The sequence below is a fragment of the Stenotrophomonas sp. STEN038 genome (assembly GCF_056759895.1).
Genome location: NZ_JBRRDW010000019.1, coordinates 1 through 22,463 on the forward strand (window position 1 = coordinate 1; position 22,463 = coordinate 22,463).

A 22,463-nucleotide genomic window follows, 5' to 3' on the forward strand; every position below is an offset into this window, starting at 1 on the left:
TTTGTAGGCTTGCCGGGTCTTGCTGGTGATCTTGCCTGCAGACATGACTGTCTCCCAATGCTACCCCCAACAGAGGCTAGCTCTGTCTAGGAAATCCTGGGAACTCCAAAGTCCTCCCATTTGGCCATTGCCAGCTCCTCGCGTCGCGCGAACAAGTCATAGGCTGACCGTACAAGTGCGGCATCTCGCGCCTGGCGTGGAATGGACAGGTCGAGATCACCCACCATCGCGGCCACGTCCGCCCGAGTCATGCCCTGGGCAGACGCCTTCGCCTTGGTCAGCTTCTTCCTGCAGAGATCCTTCCAGTAGGCCTTAGCAATCAGCGATTCCATGGGGTCAGGGCATCCATAGAACTTGGAGGCTGCCCGCAGTGATTGGAGATGGAGCTCGAGCGTCGCTCGTTTCCGCTGACCGTCGACCAGGAGATCAATGAACGGCCGCAAGGTGTCGAAGGTGATCGGTAGGACCACCTGTTCCGCATGCTCGCAGTAGGCGAGCCAGTTGAGCCAACAGGCTCGCAGGGTCCGCTGACTGTTGTCGGCCAGGCCTGTAGCCCCGTGCTGGGCAAAGGCACGAAGGTTGCCGAGCGCCACCGACCGCTGTTGGTCATTGAGGTCGAGCCGTAGACCTTGGAGCAGAATCGGAAGGTGGGCTACGTCCAAGCTGGCGGCACTTGCGGTGAGTGCCGCCAAGTCTCCGGAGTCCGTCGTCGGCATCGTTCCGCCTGACCAGGCCGGAGTCCCACCCGCCCGCAGCTTCAGATCGCGGGCAAGACGGGCCCGCTCTTCCTCAAACGGCAAGGGAGGAAGAGCGGGGAGCTTATTGCGGGGCGGCGCCACTGGCTTTTGCCCGCCCTCGGTACCGCGTCCTTTGACCATGGCTCGGAGACCCTATCAAGCAGCCATCGACGCGATCGCACGGTCACATAAGGCTTCGCGTACATCAGGGGCGATGCACTGCCACACGTGGTCGCGAATGAAAGCCACGAACACGTCCATCTCCTGGTCGATCGTACCGGCCTCGGCGTTAGCGATGATGTCGAGCGGCGCCCCTCGATCGCGCAAATTAGTGCCGTACAGCCGGTCGTACTCTTCCAACAACTCCGGGTTCTCGGCGGCCTGCCTCAGGGCGACGAGAAAGCCAGGGACCTCCTGGGAGGCGATAGTGCTCAGGGCGTCTTGCATGCTCATTTCGATCTCCAAACTGTGTTCTGCAGGGCGGGGCGGCAAACTGCCGCGGCATCTGAACTTCGATTAGGGCGCCACTTATCAGCGCATCTGCCCTTCCTCATCGACGGTGAGGATGGCCAGCTTCTTTTCAATGTAGTGATGCCGGAGAATCAGCCCGCCCGCAGCAACCTCGCGCACTCGTCCATCGAGTCGGGCATCAGTCACAAGATCGCCGGACATCGGCTGCAGCAGCAGCCTGGTTGCCTCGGCGATGGCCACCGATCGAACTCGCTCACCGGTTGCCGCGCCACGCAAGCTGGCCAGCGCTACGCACACGCGGTCAAGGTCGTACTCGGCGCCGCGCGTCCACACCAGTTCGATTCCAGCGCCGGCCCAGTCTGGCTGCAGATTCTGGTGAGGGACCGTTTCGCCGGCGCCGAGCTGGTTGAGCCCGACCACGGTGCGAATGTCGCGGTCATCGGACCTGGCAATCATCAACTTGGGGTTCAGCCGAGATACGTGTAAAAATGCCCCACGGAATTCAAATAATTCCTTTGGCACAACAACTTAGCCGATATTTTTCTTCTCGGCCGGTTGCGCCAGCAGATCGAGCGTCGGGCACGGCGCGCCGGTCGCCACGTGGCGACACTCCGCCACCAAATGCTCAAGGTCGACTTCCAATTGTCGTAGCTCGTCCAGACGCCGGCGCACCTCGGCCAATTTCAGTTCGGTCAGCTGCCGCGTCTGCTCGCAGGCGCGCTGGCCTTTGACCTCCAGCAGCCCCGCTATCTCGTCGAGACTGAATCCCATCGCCTGTGCTCGACGGATGAACTGAAGTCGGCCGACTTCGTTGAGGCCGTACCGGCGCACGCTGCCCATTGGGCGCTCAGGCTCCGGCAGCAGGCCTCGCCGCTGGTAATAACGGACCGTCTCGACGTGCACACCAGCGGCTGCGGCCAGCCGGCTGATCGTCATTACGTGGGTGACCATCGGCTTGACTCCGTACTTAGGTACGGAGATTAACATGCGGATATGGCCCAACGTCCCCCACAGTCCTCCTTACCTGCCCTTTTGGGCGCCGCGATCGCGGCGATTGGCGCGTCCGTGTGTTGTGTCGTGCCTCTGGTGCTGGTCCTGATGGGCATCAGCGGTGCCTGGATCGTCAATCTCACCGCCCTGGACGCGTGGCGTCCTTGGTTCAGCGCGGCCACGTTGGTGTGCCTGGCCTGGGCGTTCTGGATGCTCTATGGCCCAACCTCGCGCTGCCGCATCGACGGCATCTGCGTCGATCCCACGCAATTGCGACGCCGGCGGCGCTGGCTGTGGTTCGCCACCGCCCTGATCGCGCTGCTGCTGCTCTTTCCTTACTACATCGGCTGGTTCCTGTAGGAGTCCCCATGCGCAAGATCCTTCTCAGTTTGGTATTCACGGCATGGATGGGCCTGGCTTGGGCGGCGACTCCAAAGCAGGTTGTCCTGCAGGTGGAAAACATGACCTGCCCAGCGTGTCGCATCACGATCGAAAAAGCGTTGGACACAGTGCCAGGGGTGACGGCGAAGCATATTGATACCCAAGCCGGCACCGTGACGGTGGCATTTGATGCCGAGCGCACCAACGCGGCGGCCATCGCGAAGGCCATCACCGACGCCGGTTTTCCAGCCACGGCCAAGGCGGGCGCGAACGGTGGCTGAGGTGCAATTGCAAAGCACGCTCACGTGTCCTGCATGCGAGCACCAGGCGACCGAAACCATGCCCACCACGGCATGCCAATTCTTCTACGAGTGCCCGGCTTGCCACACCCTGCTGCGCCCCAAGGCCGGCGATTGCTGCGTATTCTGTTCCTACGGCACGGTGCCGTGCCCGCCCATCCAGCAACATAGTCCCTGCTGCGGCAATACAGGTTGATCCGCGCTACGCCGCCAGGGCCAGCTCGATTTCGTACGGTTCCGGCAGAGCATCCACATCGATCAGGTAATCACCGAAGCGCTTCACGTGGCTGGTCACGTAGGGACTGAGTGCAGCCACGTCTTCCTGAGTGATCTTCCAACCTGCTCGCATCAGCGTCTTGATGATGCGGGTCTGCTCGACCACGTTGTGGAAGATAACGGCATTGGCGACCAGGTCGTTGTACTTGACTGCCTTCTCCTGTTCGAGCGGATCGTTGTCGGCGATCACGCCCTCTCCGCCGAAGAAGAAATACTTGGAGAACCCGTTATAGGCTTCGACCTTATTGGTGGAGGCTGTGATCTGCTCGCGCAACTCCCGGTCGGAAATGTATTGCAGCAGGAACAACGTGCGCACTGCGGCACCGAGTGCCCGGAAAGCCTGGTACAGCCGATTCTTGCGGCTGTAGTTGCCCAGTTTGCGCAGCAGCGTCGAGGCGGCGATCTTGCCGGACTTGATCGACAACACCACCTGCATCAGATCCTTCCAGTGGGTCTCGATTAGGTCCCAGTCCATGTCCTCCCGGAACAGCGCATCGATGTGCTCGTAGCGGCTGTCCTCGTCCGGACGGAAGAACCGGTAATCGCGCCAGTTGCGGATGCGCGGCATCAGCTGGATGCCCAGCAGGTGCGATAGGCCGAAGACAGGCAGCGACTGACCCTGGGTATCGGCGTGAACGGTGTCGGGTTGGATGTCGGAGGTGTTCTTCAGCAGCCCGTCGATGATGTACACCGCTTCCCAGACGCCGCACGGAATGAAGTGACTGAACAGCGCCACATAGGTGTCCGAGACGTGGTGATAGGCGATGCCGCCATAGCCTCCGTAGCGGATGTGATACGACGCCAGCAGGTTCTGGTCGTACGAGTCGTACTTGGTACCGTCGGCCGCGGCACGCTTGCCATCGCCCCAGAATTTGGGAAGCTGCAGGCCGGCGTAACTGTTGATGATGTCGCGGCAGGCCGCTGCCAGCTTGTTCGCATCCACGTGACGGCGATTGACGAACGACAACATGTGCGCGGATGCGGCGCCACGCAGATGCCGTGCCGCCTGGGCCGGGCCGAGGTTGCACCCATAGGTGAACGCCGTCAGCACGTAGCGCTCGGTGGAGGGTCGGCAGGGATTCGTGTAAAAACGGGCCGAAAGTGAGCTAACTGCCTGTCGCAGCTGGCTTTATTGGCCGCTCCAGAAAATCGAGGGTTGGGCAGCACTCTCCCGCCGGCACTTGGGCGCACCGCGCTATTTTCTGTTCGAGATCCCTCTCCAGCTGTCGCAGCTCGCGGATTCGTAGACGGACATCGACGAGCTTTCGCTCGGTCAGCTGACGGGTCTGCTCGCAAGAACCTTCGCCTGTGATCTCTAGCAGGCCAGCGATCTCGTCGAGGCTGAATCCCATCATCTGAGCGCGCCGGATGAACTGAAGCCGATTGACATCGTTTTCGTCGTAACGACGCACGCCTCCTATGGGTCGCTCGGGTTGACGCAGCAGCCTACGCCGCTGGTAGTAGCGCACGGTTTCGACGTGCACATCGGCCGCCGCCGCCAGCCGGCTGATCGTAAACGTGTTCGGACGCACGGCTTGACTCCGTACCTAGGTACAGAGGCTAGTATGCTCTGATGCAAACAACCCCGGCCAAATCGTCTGTTCCAGCCATCGTTGGCGCGAGCATCGCCGCCATTGGCGCATCGGTCTGCTGCGTCGTGCCGCTGGTGCTGGTCCTGCTGGGCATCAGTGGCGCCTGGATCGGCACCCTGACAGCTCTCGATCCCTTGAGGCCCTGGTTCAGCGCCGCCGCCGTACTGTCCTTGGCCGTGGCGTTTTGGATGCTGTATCGACCGGCGGCACGGTGCGGTGTGGATGGCAGTTGCATCGCCCCGGACGCTCTGCGACGCAGGCGACGTTGGCTCTGGTTGGCGACAGCCCTCATCGTCCTGTTGCTGCTGTTTCCCTATTACATCGTCTGGATTCTGTAGGAGGCGCGATGCACAAGTGGATACTGGCCCTGGTGGCTGCTCTGTCGGTCGGTGCCGCTCTTGCGACGCCCGCAACCGTAGTGATGCTCGATGCTGAGAACATGACCTGTCCCGCCTGCGGCATCACCATCAGGAAGGCGCTGGAGAAGGTGCCGGGCGTGGCCGATGTGAAGGTGGACACCCGGGCTGAAACAGTCACGGTGACGTTCGAATCGAGCCAGACGGATGCAGCCGGAATCGCGCGTGCAGTCACGGAAGCAGGCTTCCCGGCCAAGGTGCGGACTGGCGGTGAGTGACGTCAAGCTGGAAAGCATCTTGACCTGCCCGGAGTGCGGCCATCGGGCGACCGAGACAATGCCCATCACAGCGTGTCAATTCTTCTATGAGTGCACGGGCTGTGGAGCGGTTTTGCGTCCGCATCAAGGCGACTGCTGTGTGTTCTGCTCGTTCGGAACAGTGCCATGTCCACCGATCCAACAGAACAATCCCTGTTGTGGTTGAACCGCGGACTCCGATAATAGTTGGACAGACAGGCTGCGAGATCGACTGTGCCACCCTGGAAAGCGCGCCGCTCAACCAGCGGTGTGCATGCGAAGTGGTCGACATCCTCCGTCTGCACGAGTCGATCCGGGGTGCCTTTCCGGAGTTCACGACTGATCCCGCCGTACACGCGCACTTATTTTCACCCTATGCCTTGTTCGTTGATCGGCCCGCGTTGGAGGCCATGGGACGAGTCGCGGCGGCGGTCTTCGACGTCGCAGGAAACCCGGGATATAGCCAACGGGTCCTGCAATGGGCCCCTGACATTGCAACCCATGATCCGGGTTCGGCGGGGGGCGTCCTGGGTCTGGACTTTCACCTGACGGTCGATGGCCCGCGGCTGATCGAGGTCAACACCAATCCAGGCGGTCTGCTCCTCAATGCCTTGTTGCTCGATGCCGTGCGGTCTTGCGCGCCGCCAGCATGGGCCACCTGGACCAACGCGGCCCAAGCGCGTGATGCGGCCGTCACGGCCTGGATGGAGGATGCTCGGCAGCAATCCGGGCGCACGCCGTCGCGCCTGGCCATCGTGGACAGCACTCCGCGAGCGCAGTTCCTTTACCCCGAGTTTGTGCTGTACGCGAACGCGTTTCGGGACCATGGCGTGGACTGCGTGATCAGCGCTCCCGAGGATTTGTCGTTTGGTTCGGACGGGCTTGAGGATGCCCACGGTCGAATCGACACTGTCTACAACCGGTTGACCGATTTCGCGCTCGAGGATGCCTCGCATGCAGACATTCGTGAGGCTTACCTGGCAGGGGACGTCGCGCTGATGCCGCATCCCCGAGCACACGCGCTGTTTGCCGACAAGCGCAACCTTGCGGTGCTCGGGGACCCGGCTCTGCTCGGCGGGTTCGGGGTCGATGCGGGTTCGACGGCACTGCTGGGCCAGGTGATCCCGCCCACGGTCGAACTCGTGCCCGCGAACCGGGATGCGTTGTGGGCAGTGCGCAACGGATATTTCTTCAAGCCTGCAGCAGGGTTTGGCAGCCGTGGGAGTTATCGGGGCGACAAGTTGACCCGGCGGACTTGGGCGTCTATGGCGTCGGCGACCTACATCGCACAGGCCTTCGCGCCACCGAGCATGCGGATCGTGCATGGGGGCCAGTCCCTCAAGGCGGATGTGCGCTGCTTCGCGTCCGAGGCGGGTGTCCTGTTGTTCGCGGCCAGGCTGTACCAGGGCCAGACCACGAACATGCGCACCCCCGGTGGTGGATTCGCAGCGGTGCTCACGTCGTCACGGATCGAGGAGTGATTCCCCACCGGAGCCGACCCTTGGGGCGTGTCGTGGCTACAGCCAGGCGAGTGCCGATTCAGCCAGTTCGCGCTCCTCATCGATCGCGACGTTCCATATGCTCGGCCCGCCCCCGCGGTCGATCCGCGTGGCTCCAGCATCGTTGACGTCAGGTGCCAGCGCCAGGCCGAGCCAGGCCAGTCGCGCGACGATGCGAGCCCGCAAAACCGGCGCGCGATGGCCGATGCCGCCGGAAAAGACGACATGGTCGAGACCGCCAATTGCCGTGGCCATGGCCGCGATGGACTGCGCAATCCGGACTGCAAAGAGCTCCACGGCAAGCTGGGCCTGCGGGCCGGGATCCGTCAGCAACACGCGCATGTCGCCATGGCCGGCGATTCCGGCAAGGCCTGCACTGCGGTACAGGCCGTTTTCAAGCGCCTGCGCATCCAGGCGTTCATGCCTCAGCAGATACAGCAACGCGCCGGGATCGAGATCTCCGGAGCGGGTAGGGCTCGGGATTCCACCCAGCGGAGTGAGCGCCATGGTGGTGTCGCGGCTGCGGCCGCCCTCGACGGCGCAGACGCTGCAGCCACCCCCCAGATGCGCGAAGACAGCGCGGCCCTTCAGGATTCCAGCGTCGTGGCTGGCCACTATGCGGAGCGCGGAGGCAAAGGCGAGTCCATGGAAACCGTAGCGGCGGATGCCCAGCGCATCCCATGCTTCAGGGACAGGCAAGCGCCGGCTCCAGGGCGCGAGCGACGCGTGGAAGTCGGTGTCGAAGGCCACGCCTTGGCGCGCGTGCGGCCAACGCATGCGCGCGGCACGCGCGAAAGCGAGGGCTACCGGCTGGTGCAAGGGTGCGAACGGCACCAATGCATCCAGTTTCGCGAGCACGGTTTCGTCGAGCTCGCGGGCGTCGTGCAGGTCACCGCCATGTACGATTCGGTGCACCACCACGTCGGGGCTGGGCCACGGCTCCGACAATGCCTCGAGCAGGGTGGCAAGGCGCTCCTGCGCATCCACGCCGACTGGAATTTCGGCCCGGGAGCGCTCGAGCAGACGAGACTGCGCGCCGTGTCCCTCAGTGTTGAACAGATAGGACGCGCCCTTGAGGGTGGACGAGCCAACGTTGAGTGCAAGAAGCCGGCGCGTGGTCACAGGTGTCCCCGAATCATGTTCATGGGGACCGCACCGCCCGGCGCAACAACTGCGCATTGATTGCCACAACGACGGTGCTCAGCGACATGAGCACTGCCCCAAGCGCAGGTTGCAGCAGGATCCCCCATGCGGCGAGAACGCCAGCGGCGAGAGGGATGGCGACGATGTTGTAGCCGGCGGCCCACCACAGGTTCTGGATCATCTTGCGATAGGTGGCCTTGCTCAATTCGATGATCGCTGGCACGTCGCGCGGGTCGCTGCGCACGAGTACGACGTCGCCGGCCTCGACCGCGACGTCCGTCCCTGTGCCGATGGCGATGCCGACGTCGGACGTGAGCAGCGCCGGAGCGTCATTGACACCGTCACCCACCATCGCGACGCGCTTGCCCTGGGCCTGCAGCTCCTCGATCTTTGCCACCTTGTCCTCGGGCAATACCTCGGCGAAGACGGTGTCGATGTTGAGTTCCTTCGCGACCGCGTTTGCGACCGCCGTGGAATCACCCGTCAGCAGGACAACCTCCAGTCCTTCGTCGTGCAGCCGCTTGACCGCGTCGAACGATTCGGGACGGATGGCATCCGCGATCGCAAATACGGCGAGCACCCGGTCGCCTTCCACCAGGTAGGTTGCAGATTGACCATCGGCTGCCGCTGATTCGGCAGCCCGCCGAAGCGTCTCCGGCGGTTCGACCGCGAGCATTCTCAACAGACCCGGCCCGCCAACGTGAAGCGAGCGCTCCTCGACGACTGCGCGCACGCCGCGTCCCGGCATGGACTCGAAGTCCTGCGACATCGGAACGTCGATGCCATGTTCCTTGGCGCTGGTCATCAGCGCCTGCGCGATCGGATGTTCAGCGTCGCGCTGGACCGACGCGGCCACGCGAAGCACCTCGTCGTCGGTGAGTCCATCGGCGGCAGTGGTCTTCACGACGCGGTGCGAACCGAGCGTGAGCGTGCCTGTCTTGTCGAACACGACCGTGTTCAGCAAACGGGCCTCTTCCAGGCCGCGTCGATCGCGCACGAGCAGGCCGTTCCGTGCGCCAATCGTGGTCGAGATGGCGGTCACCAGCGGGATGGCCAAACCCAGCGCATGGGGACAGGCGATCACGAGCACGGTCACTACGCGCTCGATCGTGAAGCTCCACGGTCGACCGAGGAGTGGCCAGACAATGGCGGTAACCGCGGCGGAGACGATGGCGATGATCGTGAGGTAGAACGCCGCCCGGTCCGCCAGGGCCTGGGCGCGCGAGCGCGACGTCTGGGCCTGCTCGACGAGCCGCATGATACCCGCGAGCGCGGTCTCGTCGCCGGTTCCCGTCACCTCGACACGCAACGAGCCCTGTCCGTTGACGGTGCCGGCGATCACCCGGTCGCCCGTCGACTTGTCCATCGGCTTGGACTCGCCGGTGATCATCGCTTCGTTGACGGCGCTGGTCCCTTCCTTCACGACGCCGTCGGCGGGAATGCTCGCGCCGGGCCTGATGAGCAGCAGGTCGCCGCGCTTCAGTTCCGCGACAGGGACTTCCTTCGCGGTACCGGCCTCATCCAACCGCACCGCCATATCAGGCAGCAGCTTCGCGAGTTCCTTGAGAGCGCCCTGTGCCTGGTTGATCGAACGCATCTCGATCCAGTGGCCGAACAACATGATCGCCACCAGCGTCGCCAGCTCCCACCACAGGTCCAAGCCCTCGACAACGCCGAGCGTGACCAACGCGCTGTAAAGGAAGGCGACGGTGATCGCAAGCGAGATCAGCGTCATCATGCCCGGCAGGCGATTTCTCAGCTCGTGGTATCCGCCGCGGAGGAACGGCGAGCCGCCGTAGAAGTACACGATCGTGCCGAACACCGCCGGGATGTACGCCGACCCCGGGAACTGTGGTGCGGTGTAGTCGAACCAATGCTGGATCATCCCGCTCCAGATCAGAGTGGGGATGGTCAGCAGCAGCGTGAGCCAGAACTTGTCGCGGAAGCTCGCCACGCTGTGGCCGGCATGCTTGTCGTGCCCGGCATGGACGTCACCTTCAGCACCCGTGCGGGGATGCGGCGGTTGCTCGCCGTGCGCCTGATGATCTTGATGATGATGATTGTGTTGCGTCATGGGTCTGCCTTCCTGGATGCACTGATGCGCCGGGCACCAGCGGGGAGATAGATCAGTGTTCTGTTACAAGTGTCCCGATCTGGCGATGGCCATCACCAGCCGCAGTGAGAGCAATCCCGCAGCAGCGAAAGCCACCATAGCCAGGAAAGGCATGTGACCGAACACTTGCGGGCCGTCGGAATGCAGGCTCAACAGCGCACCGCTTACGTACAGGCCCAAGGTGACCAGGGCCAACGCCAGCCGGTTGCCCGTGCGCGCGATTGCCTCCTGCGTGGAACTCAGGCCATGGTGGTGTACGGAGAAGGCGGGTCGTCCGTCGCTCAGTTGCGCCTGCCGCAACAGGTCGGTGGCGATCTGTGGCAGTTGGCGCGCAGTGCGGGCCAGCCGCATGGCAAGCGGCCTGTTGCCGCTGGGGCGGCTGGCTTCGGCAATGTCGGCGATCGCGGCCGCCTGCGCGGACAGCGTCCCCAGCAGGTCCAGATTCGGATCCAGCGCCCGCAGCGTGTTCTCGACCAGGAACAGCGTCCGGATCAGGGACAGCAGGTGGGCCGGAAGCCGGAAGCCAGCGCCCTGCCCAATGCGTGCCACGCGCCAGATTGCCTCGGCAATGGACCACTGCGCCAGCGGACGGCTGGCCATCTCGGCCAGGATCAGGTGGATCTCGCGCACATGCGAGCGGCGGTCGACCTGCGACGGGAAGAAGCCCATGGCGATCGCTGCATCCAGCACGCCCTCGGCGTCGTCGGCCGCAATGGCCTCGACCATGCCGCCGAGCGCGAGCCGGGATGCAGGGTCGAGCACGCCGATCGATCCAAAGTCATGCAGGCACAGGCGACCGTCGTCAAAGAAGAACAGATTCCCCGGGTGCGGGTCGGCATGGAAGACGCCGGCGCCGAAGAGCTGATGCACGTAGGCACCGAGCAGCGCCCTTGCCAGTGCGGGAGCGGCCGCTGTGCCGTACGCGGCCTCCAGACGGGTCCCGTGGCTTCGATCCTGCACAAGCACGTTGCGGGTGGCATACGGCTCGACGACGTGCGGCTGGGTGATGCCGGGCAGGGCATCCAGCACCTTGGCCATGCGCCGCATGTTCTGCGCCTCGTGACGCATGTCGATCTCGTCACGCAGGAATGCGCCTAGTTCGTCCACCAGTTCGAGCGGCCGGTGGCGTTTCAGTGGCGGCCAGATCCACTGGGCGACGCGCATCGTGCGCCGCAGGAGCAGCAGATCCGCCTGCACCTGGGCATGGATCCCGGGGCGGGTGATCTTGACGACCACATCGCGACCATCATGCATGCGCGCTGGATGGATCTGGGCCACTGAAGCCGCGGCCAGGGGCTTGTCATCGAAGCTGGCGAAAAGTTCGCCGACCGGCGCGCCAAACGCCTGTTCGACGATACGCATGGCCTCCTCCGCCGGGAAGGGGGGCACATCGCTGTGCAATCGCGACAGCGCCTCGCGATAGGGCGCCGGCAGCAGGTCCCAGCGCAGGCTCAAGCCCTGGCCCAGCTTGACGAAGGTGGTGCCCAACCCCACCAGTGTGGTGCTGACGTATGCCGGAAGCAGGTCGGGTGCACGTCGGCGCAGGCGCAGCACGGCGACGCCGAGCTTGAGTCCCGCCCAGGCAATCTGGCCTCCGCGCCGCACCGTGCCCGCCATCAACGCGCGCTCCCGGTTGGACAACTCATGGCGTCGACCCACTTGCAGGACGCAGGATCGTGGCCGGATCGCCCCGACCATCCACTGCCGCCAGCTCCGCTTCCGACAACAGGCCGCCCCGGGACTGGCCGAGGACGCCCGCGGCCGCATCGACCACGTGCGCCCAGGTGCTGCGGTTGGCGAACAGCAGTCCCGGCACGTCCAGCGTGCCGCCGCGGTTGACGAAGCCGAGCGCCGCGGTCGTGGCCGGGCCAGTGTCGAGCCGGCGCAGCGCGCCCAGGAAGGGCTCGGGCCGCGTATGCGTGACGAATATGCGCGGCCGTTCCGCCGGGAACAGTGCATGGACCTCGCTGTCGGAGTGCACGTACCGCGCCTCGTCCGGATCGCGCGGCGTGCGGAACCGGCCGGGCTCGCCGAGATAGACGATCGCGGCCGACACGCCACGTTCAACGAGGCGCACCTGCGCGTGGCGCACTTCCTGCAATTGGTAAGCACCGGTGGCGACCAGCAGGATCGCCGCTGTCGCCGGGTTGCCGGCCAGGCATAGCGCACCTTGGGTGGCCAGCGCCTGCGCCTGCGTCGGTGTCAGCTCGTGCGGCACCGGTCGCTTGGGGACGACCAGGGTGGTGACCGTGCCGCGTTGCGCGTAGGCGTGGGCGAGGGCCGCGGCGGCGCCGTTGGCGTCCGGGGGAAACACCACGCGCGATATGTCGGCCATTTCGCCCAGGAGCGCCTCGGCCATGGTCGGATCCTGATGGGACTGCTCGTTCTTCGCGTTCTCCCACGTGTGCGAGGTCAGCACGAGAGGCACGCCCAGCCAGCCGGGCGGTCGCCCCGCCTGTGCCTGGTGACGCGCGAAGATCAATTCCTGGCGCACGGCGCCAAGCATCTTCGGTGCGAACGCCTCGTAGGTGACCACCAGGTTCAGCCCGCCCTTGTTGCCGAGCGCGGCGCATACCACGGCTTCCTCATTAAGCGCGGTGATGACCGCGCCAGTGGTCGATTCCGCGACACCGGGCTCGGGCTCGTGCACCCGGTGCTTCATTGCGTCCAGGGTGCGATCGAGCTTGTTGCTGCGCAGCTCGTCAGGATTGCCCACGCGCACGCGCAGCCCCGGGTTCGCTTCGGCGATGGCGACGAACTGCTCGTCGAGCGCGGTCATCGGCGAGCTCTCGCCGCCGGCGCCGCGGTCGGCGATCGCCGGGACGCGGGGCGGTTCCACCTGGCGATCGGCCAGCGCATGGTCGCGCTCGCGCACGCGCTGCTGGAGGTCGTGGCTGTTGAGTGCGGCAACAGCCTCCTCGAGCTCGGACGCGGCCACGAACAGCGCCGCGGCGCCTTGATTGAAGAGCGCGCGTGCCTCGGCCTCCTTCGACGGATTCCCGGGCAGGGGCAGGTTGTGCGAGGCGTTGGTCCCGGCGCCGGGGAATCCGAAGCCCTTCACGGTTTCGGCAATGCCATAGGGCAGCCGCACGTCGGCATCGGGAACGGCGGCGCCCGCTTGCAGGCGCGACTCCATCACATGGATACCCCACGCGATGCTGGCCGGATCGCGCCCGTCCAGCGCGATCGGATCAAAGCCGTTCAATCGCAGGTGCCGGTCCAGCCACCGCTCGCCGCCCTGCTGGGCGATCTGGCTGCGCTGTTCGATGCGCCGCCCGTTGAGGATGATGATCGGGCTGACCAGCCCGCTGTCCTCGGCACGCCACCAGCGCGGCGCCCAGTCGCTGCCGCGCTGTTCCTCGAACGCACCGTCGCTGAGGAACGCCACCAGGCGTTCGTCCTTGAGCGGTGCATGCACGTACTGCAGTTCGGCAAAGCCGAGATAGCCGCCTTCCATCACGCCCCCGGCGGTGTGCGCATTGACGTGGGAGCCCAGGGGCGACGCCGGTGTTCCGTCCGGATTGAGGGTGTAGGCATAGAAGTCGCCGACGAACCGGCTCAGCCCCGCGTCGGAGCGGTCGTAACGTTCGGCGTGCCGGGCGGTCATGTTGCCAACCAGCACGTTCAGCGCGTCGATGGCGGCCACGCAGTGCCCCTGGCCCATCATCCATGCGCGGGTGACGCCATCCAGGGCGTCCATCAGCAGGTAGCCGGCGTAGGCCGGCACCATGTTGAGGGACCCGCCAGTGTGGCCTTCGGGCGTGGCCTTGAAGTCATCGGCCTCGAGGGCCGCGCCGTCGGTGCGGACCCGCTGGCTGTAGGTCATGTGGGCCACCAGCCACATGCCGGCGCTGGTGACGCGATCGGCCGCGGCGAGCCGCTGCCAGGCGGTGCCGGCATCGGGCGTGCGGCCCAGGGCCACCAGCTCGTGCACCATCTGGCGGACCCGGAGCTGGGTGAGCGGGTCATGTCGGATCACGCCGTAGCCGGCCGCCCAATGGTCAAACGCGGGATCGGCCCGCCGGTGGGCGTCGGCGAGTTCAAGGGTCCGCTGGCGCTCGGCGGCCGACAGCTGGTCGGCGGTGCAGCAGTTGAGATGCAGGTTCATGGGTCCTCCGGGGAGTCGGCCGAAGCGGACATCAGGGTCGATGCCGCGTCAGCGAGGTCCGCGCCGAGCGCGATCGCGTTCGACGGGTGGGCAATGGTGTCGGTACTGACGATGCGGGCCAGACCTGCTTCCTGCAGGCGGGCATAGGCATCGCCGGCGAACACCGGATGGATGGCGACCAGCAGTGGCGGCGGCAACGACAACCGGCGCAGGTGTGCGAGGGTCTCCAGGATGGTGTGGCCGGACGACACGATGTCGTCGATCAGGACCGGGGTCCGGCCCGCCACGGCCTGCGGGTCGGGCAGGCTGACGCGCACGTCGTAGTCGCCGTGCCGCTCCTTGGCCAGCACCTGGTAGGGCATGCCGGACAGGGCGGCGATGTCCGCTACCCACTGCTCGCTCTCGCTGTCAGGGCCGATCAGCACAGCGTCGGGGACGGTCTCAGCGATCCAGCGGGCCACGGCCGGCGTCGCCGATACGTGGACCGTCGGAATGCGGTAGAGCGACTGCAGGCGCTCGACGCGGTGCAGGTGCGGGTCCACGGTCACCAGCCAGTCGAAAGCCTCTTCGAGGAATTGCGCAAACAGCGGTGTACTGACCGCCTCGCCGCGATGGAAGCGGGTGTCCTGGCGCATATACCCCAGGTAGGGTGCGATGAGGCCGACCGAACGAGCCCCGAACTCGCGCGCGGTCCGGGCGGCGAAGCGCAGCGGGAGGGCCAGGGCATCGGCGTTGCGCAGGCTGGCCAGGATCGCCACATCGGCGCCGTCCAGTGCGTCGTCCAGGGTGACCAGCGACTCGCCATCGGGGAAGTGCCGCCAGGCCACGGGTGCAATGCGCGCCTGCAGGGGCTGGTTGATGGTGCCGGCCAACACTGCATCGGCCGGGAAGGGCATCAGCACACGGGTCATGGAACCTCTCCAAGCACAAAGGGTTGCAGCGTCGCGGCGTGCTCCAGGGCGTAGGCCAGTTCTCCCGGCGACTCCGCATGCAGGGTCATCATGGGCTGTCCGCGCTCGACCGTATCGCCGATCCGCAGACCGGTTTCGAGGCCGGCGGTGGGGGATGTCGGGGCGCCGGCCAGCTTGGCCAGTTTGGCCAGCCTGCGGTTGTCGATCGCCGCGATGCGGCCCGATGCAGGCGCCGGGACGTCGGCGGTGAACGCCGCCCGTGGCGGTTCGCGGAAGCCTCCCTGGGCCTCGCAGATCGCCAGGAACTTGGCCAGCGCCGCCCCGGAATCCAGCACGCCGCGCGCGCGCTCCAGTCCGGTGCCGGCGTTGCTGCCCGCTGCCATGTCCAGCAGCGCCGCGGACAGCGCAAGTGCGCGTTCGCGAAGGTCGGCGGGTGCATCGGCCGCGTTGCGCAGCACCTTGAGCACGTCGTGCGCCTCGAGCGCCGGGCCGATTCCCCGACCCACCGGCTGGGTGCCGTCGGAGCGATGGATGCCCAACTGCAATCCCAGCGCGCCCGCGGTGTGGGCAAGCCGCGTGCCGAGGCTGTGGGCCGCGGCCTCACCTCGCACCTTGGCCGTCGGACCCACCGGCATGTCGATCAGGACGTGGGTGGAGCCCGCGGCTATCTTCTTCGACAGCACGCTGGCGACCAGTTGGCCGTCGCTGTCGAAATCCAGCGGGCGCTGGACCCGGATCAGGATGTCGTCGGCCGGGCTCAGGCGCACGTTGCCACCCCACACGATGCAGCCGCCCTCGCGCTCCACCACCCGGCGCATCGCCGCCAGGTCGAGCGCCACCGGCGCCATCACTTCCATGGTGTCGGCGGTGCCCGCGGGCGACGTGATCGCGCGCGACGAGGTCTTCGGGATGCGGTAGCCCAGCGCAGCCACGATGGCCACCACGATCGGGGTGGTGCGATTGCCCGGCAGGCCACCTACGCAGTGTTTGTCCAGCACCGGCCCTTCGCCCCAGTCCAGGCGCTGGCCCACGGAGATCATGGCTCGCGTCAGCGCGGTCGTCTCCGCATGGTCCAGGCGGTCACCCGCGCTGGCAGTGACGAAAGCTGCAAGCTCCAGGTCCGACAACCTGCTTTCCATCACGTCCTGCACCAGGGCGAAGTACTGCGCGTCGTCCAACCGGGCGCCGAACACCTTGGCACGGAGCGCGCCCGCCGACGCCGCGGGTTCCGCGTGCCTGACGCCGGCGAGGGCGTCGGGCGCGGGATCGAGGAGCGTCCACGCGGCCTCCGACAACGCCACCTCGTCCAGGCCGAGCCGATCGTCGATGACCACGTTCAGCGTCGCCACCAGCGTGCGGGCGTCCACGTCCAGCCTGACGCGCGTCATCGCGGCAAAGCCTTCCGAGCGACAGACCTCGCAGTCGCGGTGCATATAGACCACCGGCTGCTGGTAGGTGTCGATGCCGGCACGGGTGACGCGCAGGCGGGTGTGGCCCGGGGCCTGCGTGGTCATCTCGCATCCTCCAATCCGACTTGCTCCAGGTGCCCCGGCACGCGCGCACGCCAGCCCAGTTCACGCTGCACGCGCCCGCGCAGCGTGTCTGCAGCGTCGGGCTCGCCGTGGGTGAGGTAGACCATGCGCGGCGCGGACGGCGCGGTGCGCATCCAGTCCAGCAGCTCCCCGGCGTCGGCGTGGCCGGAGAAGCCCTCCAGCTGCACCACCTCGGCGCGGATGGGGACCTCGCGGCCGAACATGCGCAACGTGCGCTTGCCTGCCGCCAGCGCGGCACCGCGTGTTCCTCCGGCCTGGTAGCCCGCGAGCAGGATCGCGTTGCGGTCATCGGGGCCGAACGCCTCGATGTGGTGCAGCACGCGCCCGCCGGTGATCATGCCGCTGGCCGAGATGATGATCATCGGCCCGCGCTGGCGGTTGAGTGCCTTCGACTCTTCTACAGTGTTGACGAAGGTGGCCACGTCGAACATCCGCTGGCAGTCCTCGTCGGACACGTGGTGCTCGGAGTGGTGGTCGTGGTAGTGCCGGGTCGCGTTGATCGCCATCGGGCTGTTGAGGTAGACCGGCACGCGAGGGATGTCCTTGCGCTCACGCAGCCGGGCGATATGCAGCATGAGCGCCTGGGCGCGGCCGATGGCAAAGGCGGGAATGACGATCACGCCCCCGCGGGCGGCAACGCGGCGGATGATCGGTGCCAGCTCGGCTTCTTGGTCGATCGGAATGTGTTCCCGATTGCCATATGTGGATTCGCAGACCAGGACGTCACAGGCGGGCAGGGGCGTCGGCGGATTCATCAGCGACTCCTGCTGCCGTCCCAGGTCGCCACTGAAGTGCAGGCGCTGGCCCTGGACGTCAAGGCTGACATGGGCAGCGCCCAGGATGTGGCCGGCAGGATGGAAGCGGATCGTGACGCCTGATGCGACCTCGATGTCGCGACCATAGTCATGCCCCTTGAGCTGCTTCAGGCTGCGGCGGGCGTCATCCTCGGTATAAAGCGGCCGTGGTTCCTTGTGCTTGGAGTACCCCTTGCGGGCCGCGTACTTGGCCTCCTCTTCGAGCAGGTGTCCGCTGTCGGGAAGCAGCAGGCCGCACAGGGCCACGCTGCCATGGGTGCAGTGGATCCGGCCGCGGAACCCTTGTTTGACCAGTGCGGGCAAGTAGCCCGAATGGTCCAGGTGGGCGTGGGTCAGGACCACCGCGTCGATTGATGACGCCTCGACGGGAAACGGAGCCCAGTTGCGCTCGCGCAATTGCTTGTAGCCCTGGAACAGGCCGCAGTCCACGAGCACGCGCTGACCGTTGGCCTCGACCAGGTAGCGCGAGCCGGTCACGGTGCCCGCGGCACCGAGGAATTGCAGGGTGGGGTTGGAAGACGCTGTCATGGTGTGGCTCCTGTCCTGGAAGGGAAGTGATTGCGGAGGGCATGGCGAGGGCCGAGGCGCATCTGCATCGCCCGCGCGCCTGTCAGGGGCGGATCAGCTCCACTGTGTCGTTGACCTTGGGGCTCCCGGAGATCACTTCAGCCTCCGCGTAGTGGCTGTCGAACAGTTCGACGATGCGCACTTGGCCAACGTTCTCGCGGCGGTAGCGTGGACCGCCGGCCCGCGAATGCCGGATACGGCGCTTGTGCCGGATCACGTCCAGCACCTGCCCGACCTGGGCACCGTCGGCCTGCCCGACACAGACCACAAGCGTTCCGTCCTGCTTTTCCAGCACCTGGCCGCGCATCAACACGTTGTGGCGGAACCCACCCTCGTTCGCGGAGACGACCCCCGGCAATGCGAACGCGAGCGCGAGGGCCAGTGCGGCGACCCAATGGCTGCGATTGGTACCTCGGGGTCTGGAATGGGCGACGTGTGTGACCGTATTCATGGTGTGGACTCCTTAGATGGGCTGCGAGGGGTGGCGGCATCCGCCAGTGGAAGGCGTTTGAGCAGCAACGCGTTGAGGGCGACGATCACCGAACTGCCCGACATCGACAGCGCGGCGATTTCTGGCGACAGCACGAACGGATAGAGCACACCGGCCGCCAGCGGAAAGGCCAGCACGTTGTAGCCCACGGCCCAGCCCAGATTCTGATGCATCTTGCGCAGAGTGGCGTGGGCGATGGTGGTCGCGCGAACGACGTCATAAGGGTCGCTGTGCATGAGCACGATGTCGGCACTCTCGATGGCGACGTCGGTGCCGGCGCCGATCGCGAACCCAACGTCGGCTTGGGTGAGCGCCGGTGCGTCGTTGATGCCGTCGCCCACCATGCCGACCTTGAGGCCCTGCGACTGCAGCTTGATGACCTCATCGGCCTTGCCGCCCGGCAGCACGTCGGCCAGCACGATGTCGATTCCCAGGTCCTGTGCCACGCGCTCGGCCGTGGGGCGGTTGTCGCCGGTGATCATCGCCACCTTGATGTTGCGCCGGTGCAATTCGTCGATGGCCGCGCGCGAGGTCTCCCGGATCGCGTCGGCAATCGCGAAGAAGCCTGCGAGCCGGTCACCCACCCCGGCATAGATCACCGTGCGACCGGCACCGGTGAGGCGCGCAGCCTCCGCTTCCAATACCGAGAGGTCGATGCCGTGCTCGACCATCAGGATCCGGTTGCCCAGCACCACCTGCACCCCGTCAACCACGCCGGTAGCGCCCTGGCCATCGATGTTGGTGAACGCGGTAGCGCGCTCGGCTACCGGACCGGCACGCTTCAGGATGGCCTGCGCCAGCGGGTGCTCGGAGTGCGCCTCGACCGCGGCGGCCGCGGCCAGCAACCGCTCCTGCGTCCAGCCCGGCGCGACCGCCATGTCGACCACCTCGGGGGCGCCGACCGTCAGGGTGCCGGTCTTGTCGAAGATCACCACGTCCAGGCGTGCGCTCTTCTCAATCGATTCGGCATGCTTGAAGAGGATGCCGTGTCGTGCCCCCAGGCCAGTGCCGATCATGATCGCCATCGGCGTGGCCAAACCGAGTGCATCGGGGCAGGCGATGACGAAGACGGTGATCGTCAGCGTGAGCGCGAACAGCAGCGGCTGTCCCAGCCACCAGAACCAGACCGCGAAGGTCAGCAGCCCGATCACGATCGCAGCCAGCACCAGCCATTGCGAGGCGCGGTCGGCGAGCAGCTGCGCGGGCGCCTTGGAGTTCTGCGCGGTCTGGACCAGCTTGATGATCTGCGCCAGTGCCGTGTCGCTGCCGATCTTGGTGGCGGTGTAGGCGAATGCGCCGCTCTTGTTGATCGATCCGCCGACGACGGACTCTCCGGGATCCTTGCGCACCGGCATCGACTCGCCGGTCAGCATGGATTCGTCGACCTGAGAGCTGCCTTCCGTCACGATGCCATCGACCGGGATCTTCGCCCCGGGCCGCACGATCACGGTCTCGCCGACCAGCACTTCAGCGGTGGGAATGTCGAGCTCCTGCCCCTCGCGCCGGACGACCGCGCGGGGTGGGGACAGCTTCAGCAGCGCTTTCATGGCGTCCGAGGCGCCGGCGCGAGCCCGCATCTCGAGCCAGTGGCCAAGCAGGACGAAGGTCAGCAGGACGGCCGAGGCCTCGTAGAAGTTCGGCCCGTCGAAGAAGAACGTCGACGCGATGCTGAAACCGTAACCTGTGCCCACGCTCAGGAGCACCAGGACCGCCATGTCCAGCACACCCCGTCGCAGGGACCGGATCGCGGCGCTGAAGAATGGCCAGCCCGGATACAGCACGGCGCCGGTCGCCAGCAGGAACAACCAGACGTTCTCGCGCAGTCCGAACGGCACCGGCGGCGGCTCTATCAGCCCGCCCATGGGCGACCACACGAATACCGGGATCGCGAAGGCGAGGGCGACCAGGAAGCGGCGGCCCATGTCGCGCGCCGCGGCGTGCAGATCGCTGCCGTGGTTCATGCCCGCATGGGCGTCGTGGCCCCCGGCATCCGTGGCGTCATCGCCGTGGCCGGCGTGGGCGTCAGCGGGGCGCTCTGCGGCCAATTCCTGTCCGTGCCCGGCATGCGCAGCATGGGCGTGCGCGCCTGCGGCGGGGTCGGCATCGGGCATCGGCGCGTTGCATTGGAAGCCGCAGTCGCGGATCGCGGTGGCGACCGCGCCCGCCGACAGGCGGGCCGGGTCGTAGGACACCTGCAGGGTCGCGGTAGCGAAATTCGCGCTGGTGGCGTTGACTCCAGGCAGCGCGGCCACGGCCTTCTCCAGCGTGCGCGCGCAGCCGGCACTCACCATGTCGCCGATGGGCCAGGTGCGCGTGCGCACAGTGGGTTTGTGGACGTGCGTCATCGGGTTTCTCCTTGGGATGGAGCGGGGCCGCGCCGGCGTCGCGGGATGAAGGCCGGCACTTCCTGCATGTAGCGGACGTAGTCGTCGCCGAAGCGGCTCAAGCAGTCTTTTTCCTCACGACGCGCCAGGCGGGCATAGGCCCACACGAGCACTGGATAGCTGGCGAGCGTGAGCAGCGTGGGCCACTGCAGCAGGAAACCGGTCAGCACGAGCAGGAAGGCGACGTACTGCGGGTGACGCATGCGCGCATACACGCCCTCGCGGGCGAGCCGGCCTTCACGCTGTGCCCGATACAGCACCGGCCAGGCGGCCGACAGCAGCCAGAAGCCGCCGCCGATCAGGACGAAGCTTGCGATGTGGAATGGGCCGAAATGCGGGTTGGCGCGCCAGCCGAACCACATCTCGAGCAGATGGCCCGCGTCATGGCTCAGCCAGTCCACCTGCGGATAGTTGGCGCTGAGCCAGCCGCCCAGGACGTACAGCGTCAGCGGGAAGCCATACATTTCCGCGAACAGGGCCACGACGAAGGCGGAGAACATACCGAACCCACGCCAGTCCCAACGGGTCAGCGGTTTGTAGAAGCTCCAGGCGAAGAAGATGAAGAACGCGGCGTTGATGGCGGCGAGGAGCCAAAGACCGTAGCCGGAGTCGGGTGCCTGCATGTCAGTGCCCTCCGTTCGAGGTGTCGGACGTTTCGTCGTTCAGTGCCCGCTTGCTACGGCTCTCATGCTGGCCATGGGGTGTGTCGTCGGCATTGCCGTCGCGCCCATGACTTCCGGAACCTCCATGACCGCCATGCCCCTTGTGCATGAACACATGCATCAAGGGACATAGCAGCAGGATGGCCAGGGGCAACCAGCGAAGCGTCCCCCCAAGGTGGGCGCGGTGCTCGACGGCGAGATAGAACACGGCCAGCGCCAGGAAGATCCAGAAGACCCAGCGTCGGGAGCCTGAGGGGGCAGGACTGGAGGCTGTCATGGCAAATTCTCCTCTGTGGGGCGGCGTCCAAGAAGTCGCCGGGGGGTGGACTTGACGAACCCGCCGCCTTCAGCAGCGGCAACAGATTCGATCAATGCGCAGACGTCATCGCCAGTCGGAATGGAGTCCGGAAGCTCCGCCCAGGCGTGGATGGCACGCTCCATTCGTCCGTGCATGGCGAGCAGCCTGTCCAGTTGTTGGCGGGTGTCGTCGAGCCTGCGCCGAATGATGTCCCGCACAAGCGGACAGGGACTATGTCGCAGCAGGCTGTGGTGGATGATTTCCTCGATTTCCCCCAGCGTGAAGCCAAGGTGTTGCGCCGTGCGAATGAAGTGCAGGCGAAGGAGCTCCGAGGTGGAGAACAACTGGTAGCCGCCCTCGGTATGCGTGGCCGCTTGCAACAGACCGCGCCGCAGGTAGTTGCGCACCACATGCACCGTGACATCGCCCTGCCGTGCCAGCTGGCGGACCGTCATCAGCGGCAGCGTCACTTCTTCCTTGGTCGTCATCGGCTTGCTCCCGGCGAGGTGTTGATCAGGCTAG

24 protein-coding genes and 1 pseudogene are annotated in these 22,463 nt (G+C 66.1%); 7 read left to right on the plus strand and 18 right to left on the minus strand.

The genetic code is table 11. The annotated features are described in order from the left end of the window. Positions 1-86: 86 nt before the first annotated feature. The 4 genes from ACVOLS_RS09625 to ACVOLS_RS09640 all read right to left on the minus strand — a co-directional run bounded on the left by ACVOLS_RS09625 (position 87) and on the right by ACVOLS_RS09640 (position 2,159). Entirely contained in the window at positions 87-878 is a 792-nt protein-coding gene (locus tag ACVOLS_RS09625; RefSeq protein ID WP_481545470.1) for a hypothetical protein, read from the minus strand. Positions 879-893: 15 nt separating this feature from the next. Then, entirely contained in the window at positions 894-1,190 is a 297-nt protein-coding gene (locus tag ACVOLS_RS09630; RefSeq protein ID WP_481545471.1) for a hypothetical protein, read from the minus strand. A gap of 78 nt (positions 1,191-1,268) precedes the next feature. After that, positions 1,269-1,664, minus strand: a complete 396-nt coding sequence (locus ACVOLS_RS09635; RefSeq protein ID WP_481545472.1) for a hypothetical protein — start codon at positions 1,662-1,664, stop codon at positions 1,269-1,271. Between the two features lie 72 nt (positions 1,665-1,736). Continuing rightward, positions 1,737-2,159 carry a MerR family transcriptional regulator gene (locus ACVOLS_RS09640; protein WP_087924171.1) on the minus strand — a complete coding sequence of 141 codons (423 nt, stop codon included), beginning with the start codon at positions 2,157-2,159 and terminating at the stop codon, positions 1,737-1,739. Positions 2,160-2,201: 42 nt separating this feature from the next. Between ACVOLS_RS09640 and ACVOLS_RS09645 the strand changes: the two genes are divergently transcribed. From ACVOLS_RS09645 to ACVOLS_RS09655, 3 genes are read left to right on the plus strand one after another with little or no spacing between them, the layout of a single operon-like run. After that, positions 2,202-2,558, plus strand: coding sequence for a mercuric transporter MerT family protein (locus tag ACVOLS_RS09645; protein WP_087922546.1), 357 nt, complete (start codon positions 2,202-2,204; stop codon positions 2,556-2,558). An 8-nt stretch (positions 2,559-2,566) separates the two neighbouring features. Further along, entirely contained in the window at positions 2,567-2,860 is a 294-nt protein-coding gene (locus ACVOLS_RS09650; protein WP_087922547.1) for a heavy-metal-associated domain-containing protein, read from the plus strand. Then, entirely contained in the window at positions 2,769-3,074 is a 306-nt protein-coding gene (locus ACVOLS_RS09655) for a GDCCVxC domain-containing (seleno)protein (protein WP_428993282.1), read from the plus strand. The genes ACVOLS_RS09650 and ACVOLS_RS09655 overlap by 92 nt, the downstream gene beginning before the upstream one ends. Before the next feature lie 6 nt (positions 3,075-3,080). On the opposite strand, the pseudogene ACVOLS_RS09660 reads toward ACVOLS_RS09655, so the two are convergent. Both ACVOLS_RS09660 and ACVOLS_RS09665 read right to left on the minus strand, forming a co-directional pair. Further along, positions 3,081-4,217: pseudogene (locus tag ACVOLS_RS09660) on the minus strand (transposase); the annotation flags it as partial. Positions 4,218-4,260: 43 nt separating this feature from the next. Beyond that, positions 4,261-4,686, minus strand: a complete 426-nt coding sequence (locus ACVOLS_RS09665) for a MerR family transcriptional regulator (protein WP_017355167.1) — start codon at positions 4,684-4,686, stop codon at positions 4,261-4,263. A 41-nt stretch (positions 4,687-4,727) separates the two neighbouring features. Between ACVOLS_RS09665 and ACVOLS_RS09670 the strand changes: the two genes are divergently transcribed. From ACVOLS_RS09670 to ACVOLS_RS09685, 4 genes are all read left to right on the plus strand, one after another. Continuing rightward, positions 4,728-5,084, plus strand: coding sequence for a mercuric transporter MerT family protein (locus ACVOLS_RS09670; RefSeq protein WP_017355168.1), 357 nt, complete (start codon positions 4,728-4,730; stop codon positions 5,082-5,084). A gap of 8 nt (positions 5,085-5,092) precedes the next feature. Further along, positions 5,093-5,380: a heavy-metal-associated domain-containing protein gene (locus ACVOLS_RS09675; RefSeq protein ID WP_017355169.1), complete on the plus strand. Its 288-nt coding sequence runs from the start codon at positions 5,093-5,095 to the stop codon at positions 5,378-5,380. Then, on the plus strand, positions 5,310-5,585 hold the full coding sequence (locus tag ACVOLS_RS09680) for a GDCCVxC domain-containing (seleno)protein (protein WP_465251337.1): 276 nt from the start codon (positions 5,310-5,312) through the stop codon (positions 5,583-5,585). The genes ACVOLS_RS09675 and ACVOLS_RS09680 overlap by 71 nt, the downstream gene beginning before the upstream one ends. Positions 5,586-5,679: 94 nt before the next feature. Further along, a complete protein-coding gene (locus ACVOLS_RS09685; protein WP_017355170.1) occupies positions 5,680-6,879 on the plus strand; it encodes a hypothetical protein in 1,200 nt (399 codons plus the stop codon). 36 nt (positions 6,880-6,915) lie between these two features. Here ACVOLS_RS09685 and ACVOLS_RS09690 read toward each other — a convergent pair whose 3' ends face one another. From ACVOLS_RS09690 to ACVOLS_RS09745, 12 genes are all read right to left on the minus strand, one after another. Beyond that, positions 6,916-8,019: an acetate/propionate family kinase gene (locus tag ACVOLS_RS09690; RefSeq protein WP_036196077.1), complete on the minus strand. Its 1,104-nt coding sequence runs from the start codon at positions 8,017-8,019 to the stop codon at positions 6,916-6,918. 19 nt (positions 8,020-8,038) lie between these two features. After that, the gene (locus ACVOLS_RS09695; RefSeq protein ID WP_481545473.1) at positions 8,039-10,114 is read right to left on the minus strand and encodes a heavy metal translocating P-type ATPase; all 2,076 of its coding nucleotides are present in this window, start codon (positions 10,112-10,114) and stop codon (positions 8,039-8,041) included. Positions 10,115-10,177: 63 nt separating this feature from the next. Continuing rightward, positions 10,178-11,770: an ABC1 kinase family protein gene (locus ACVOLS_RS09700; RefSeq protein WP_017355174.1), complete on the minus strand. Its 1,593-nt coding sequence runs from the start codon at positions 11,768-11,770 to the stop codon at positions 10,178-10,180. A gap of 25 nt (positions 11,771-11,795) precedes the next feature. Beyond that, positions 11,796-14,261, minus strand: a complete 2,466-nt coding sequence (locus ACVOLS_RS09705) for a phosphoketolase family protein (RefSeq protein ID WP_017355175.1) — start codon at positions 14,259-14,261, stop codon at positions 11,796-11,798. After that, on the minus strand, positions 14,258-15,172 hold the full coding sequence (locus ACVOLS_RS09710; protein WP_017355176.1) for a ribose-phosphate diphosphokinase: 915 nt from the start codon (positions 15,170-15,172) through the stop codon (positions 14,258-14,260). Before ACVOLS_RS09710 ends, ACVOLS_RS09705 begins: the two co-directional genes overlap by 4 nt. Further along, positions 15,169-16,686: a thymidine phosphorylase family protein gene (locus ACVOLS_RS09715; protein ID WP_049404647.1), complete on the minus strand. Its 1,518-nt coding sequence runs from the start codon at positions 16,684-16,686 to the stop codon at positions 15,169-15,171. Before ACVOLS_RS09715 ends, ACVOLS_RS09710 begins: the two co-directional genes overlap by 4 nt. Then, positions 16,683-18,068, minus strand: coding sequence for an MBL fold metallo-hydrolase RNA specificity domain-containing protein (locus tag ACVOLS_RS09720; RefSeq protein ID WP_017357192.1), 1,386 nt, complete (start codon positions 18,066-18,068; stop codon positions 16,683-16,685). Before ACVOLS_RS09720 ends, ACVOLS_RS09715 begins: the two co-directional genes overlap by 4 nt. Before the next feature lie 82 nt (positions 18,069-18,150). Further along, a complete protein-coding gene (locus tag ACVOLS_RS09725) occupies positions 18,151-18,558 on the minus strand; it encodes a hypothetical protein (protein ID WP_049436410.1) in 408 nt (135 codons plus the stop codon). Next, positions 18,555-20,942: a heavy metal translocating P-type ATPase gene (locus tag ACVOLS_RS09730; RefSeq protein WP_049404642.1), complete on the minus strand. Its 2,388-nt coding sequence runs from the start codon at positions 20,940-20,942 to the stop codon at positions 18,555-18,557. Before ACVOLS_RS09730 ends, ACVOLS_RS09725 begins: the two co-directional genes overlap by 4 nt. Continuing rightward, on the minus strand, positions 20,939-21,604 hold the full coding sequence (locus ACVOLS_RS09735) for a methyltransferase family protein (protein ID WP_017357195.1): 666 nt from the start codon (positions 21,602-21,604) through the stop codon (positions 20,939-20,941). The genes ACVOLS_RS09730 and ACVOLS_RS09735 overlap by 4 nt, the downstream gene beginning before the upstream one ends. Before the next feature lies 1 nt (position 21,605). Further along, positions 21,606-21,920 carry a DUF2933 domain-containing protein gene (locus ACVOLS_RS09740; RefSeq protein ID WP_065427866.1) on the minus strand — a complete coding sequence of 105 codons (315 nt, stop codon included), beginning with the start codon at positions 21,918-21,920 and terminating at the stop codon, positions 21,606-21,608. Next, entirely contained in the window at positions 21,917-22,429 is a 513-nt protein-coding gene (locus tag ACVOLS_RS09745; protein ID WP_017357196.1) for a MerR family transcriptional regulator, read from the minus strand. Before ACVOLS_RS09745 ends, ACVOLS_RS09740 begins: the two co-directional genes overlap by 4 nt. Positions 22,430-22,463: the final 34 nt, after the last annotated feature.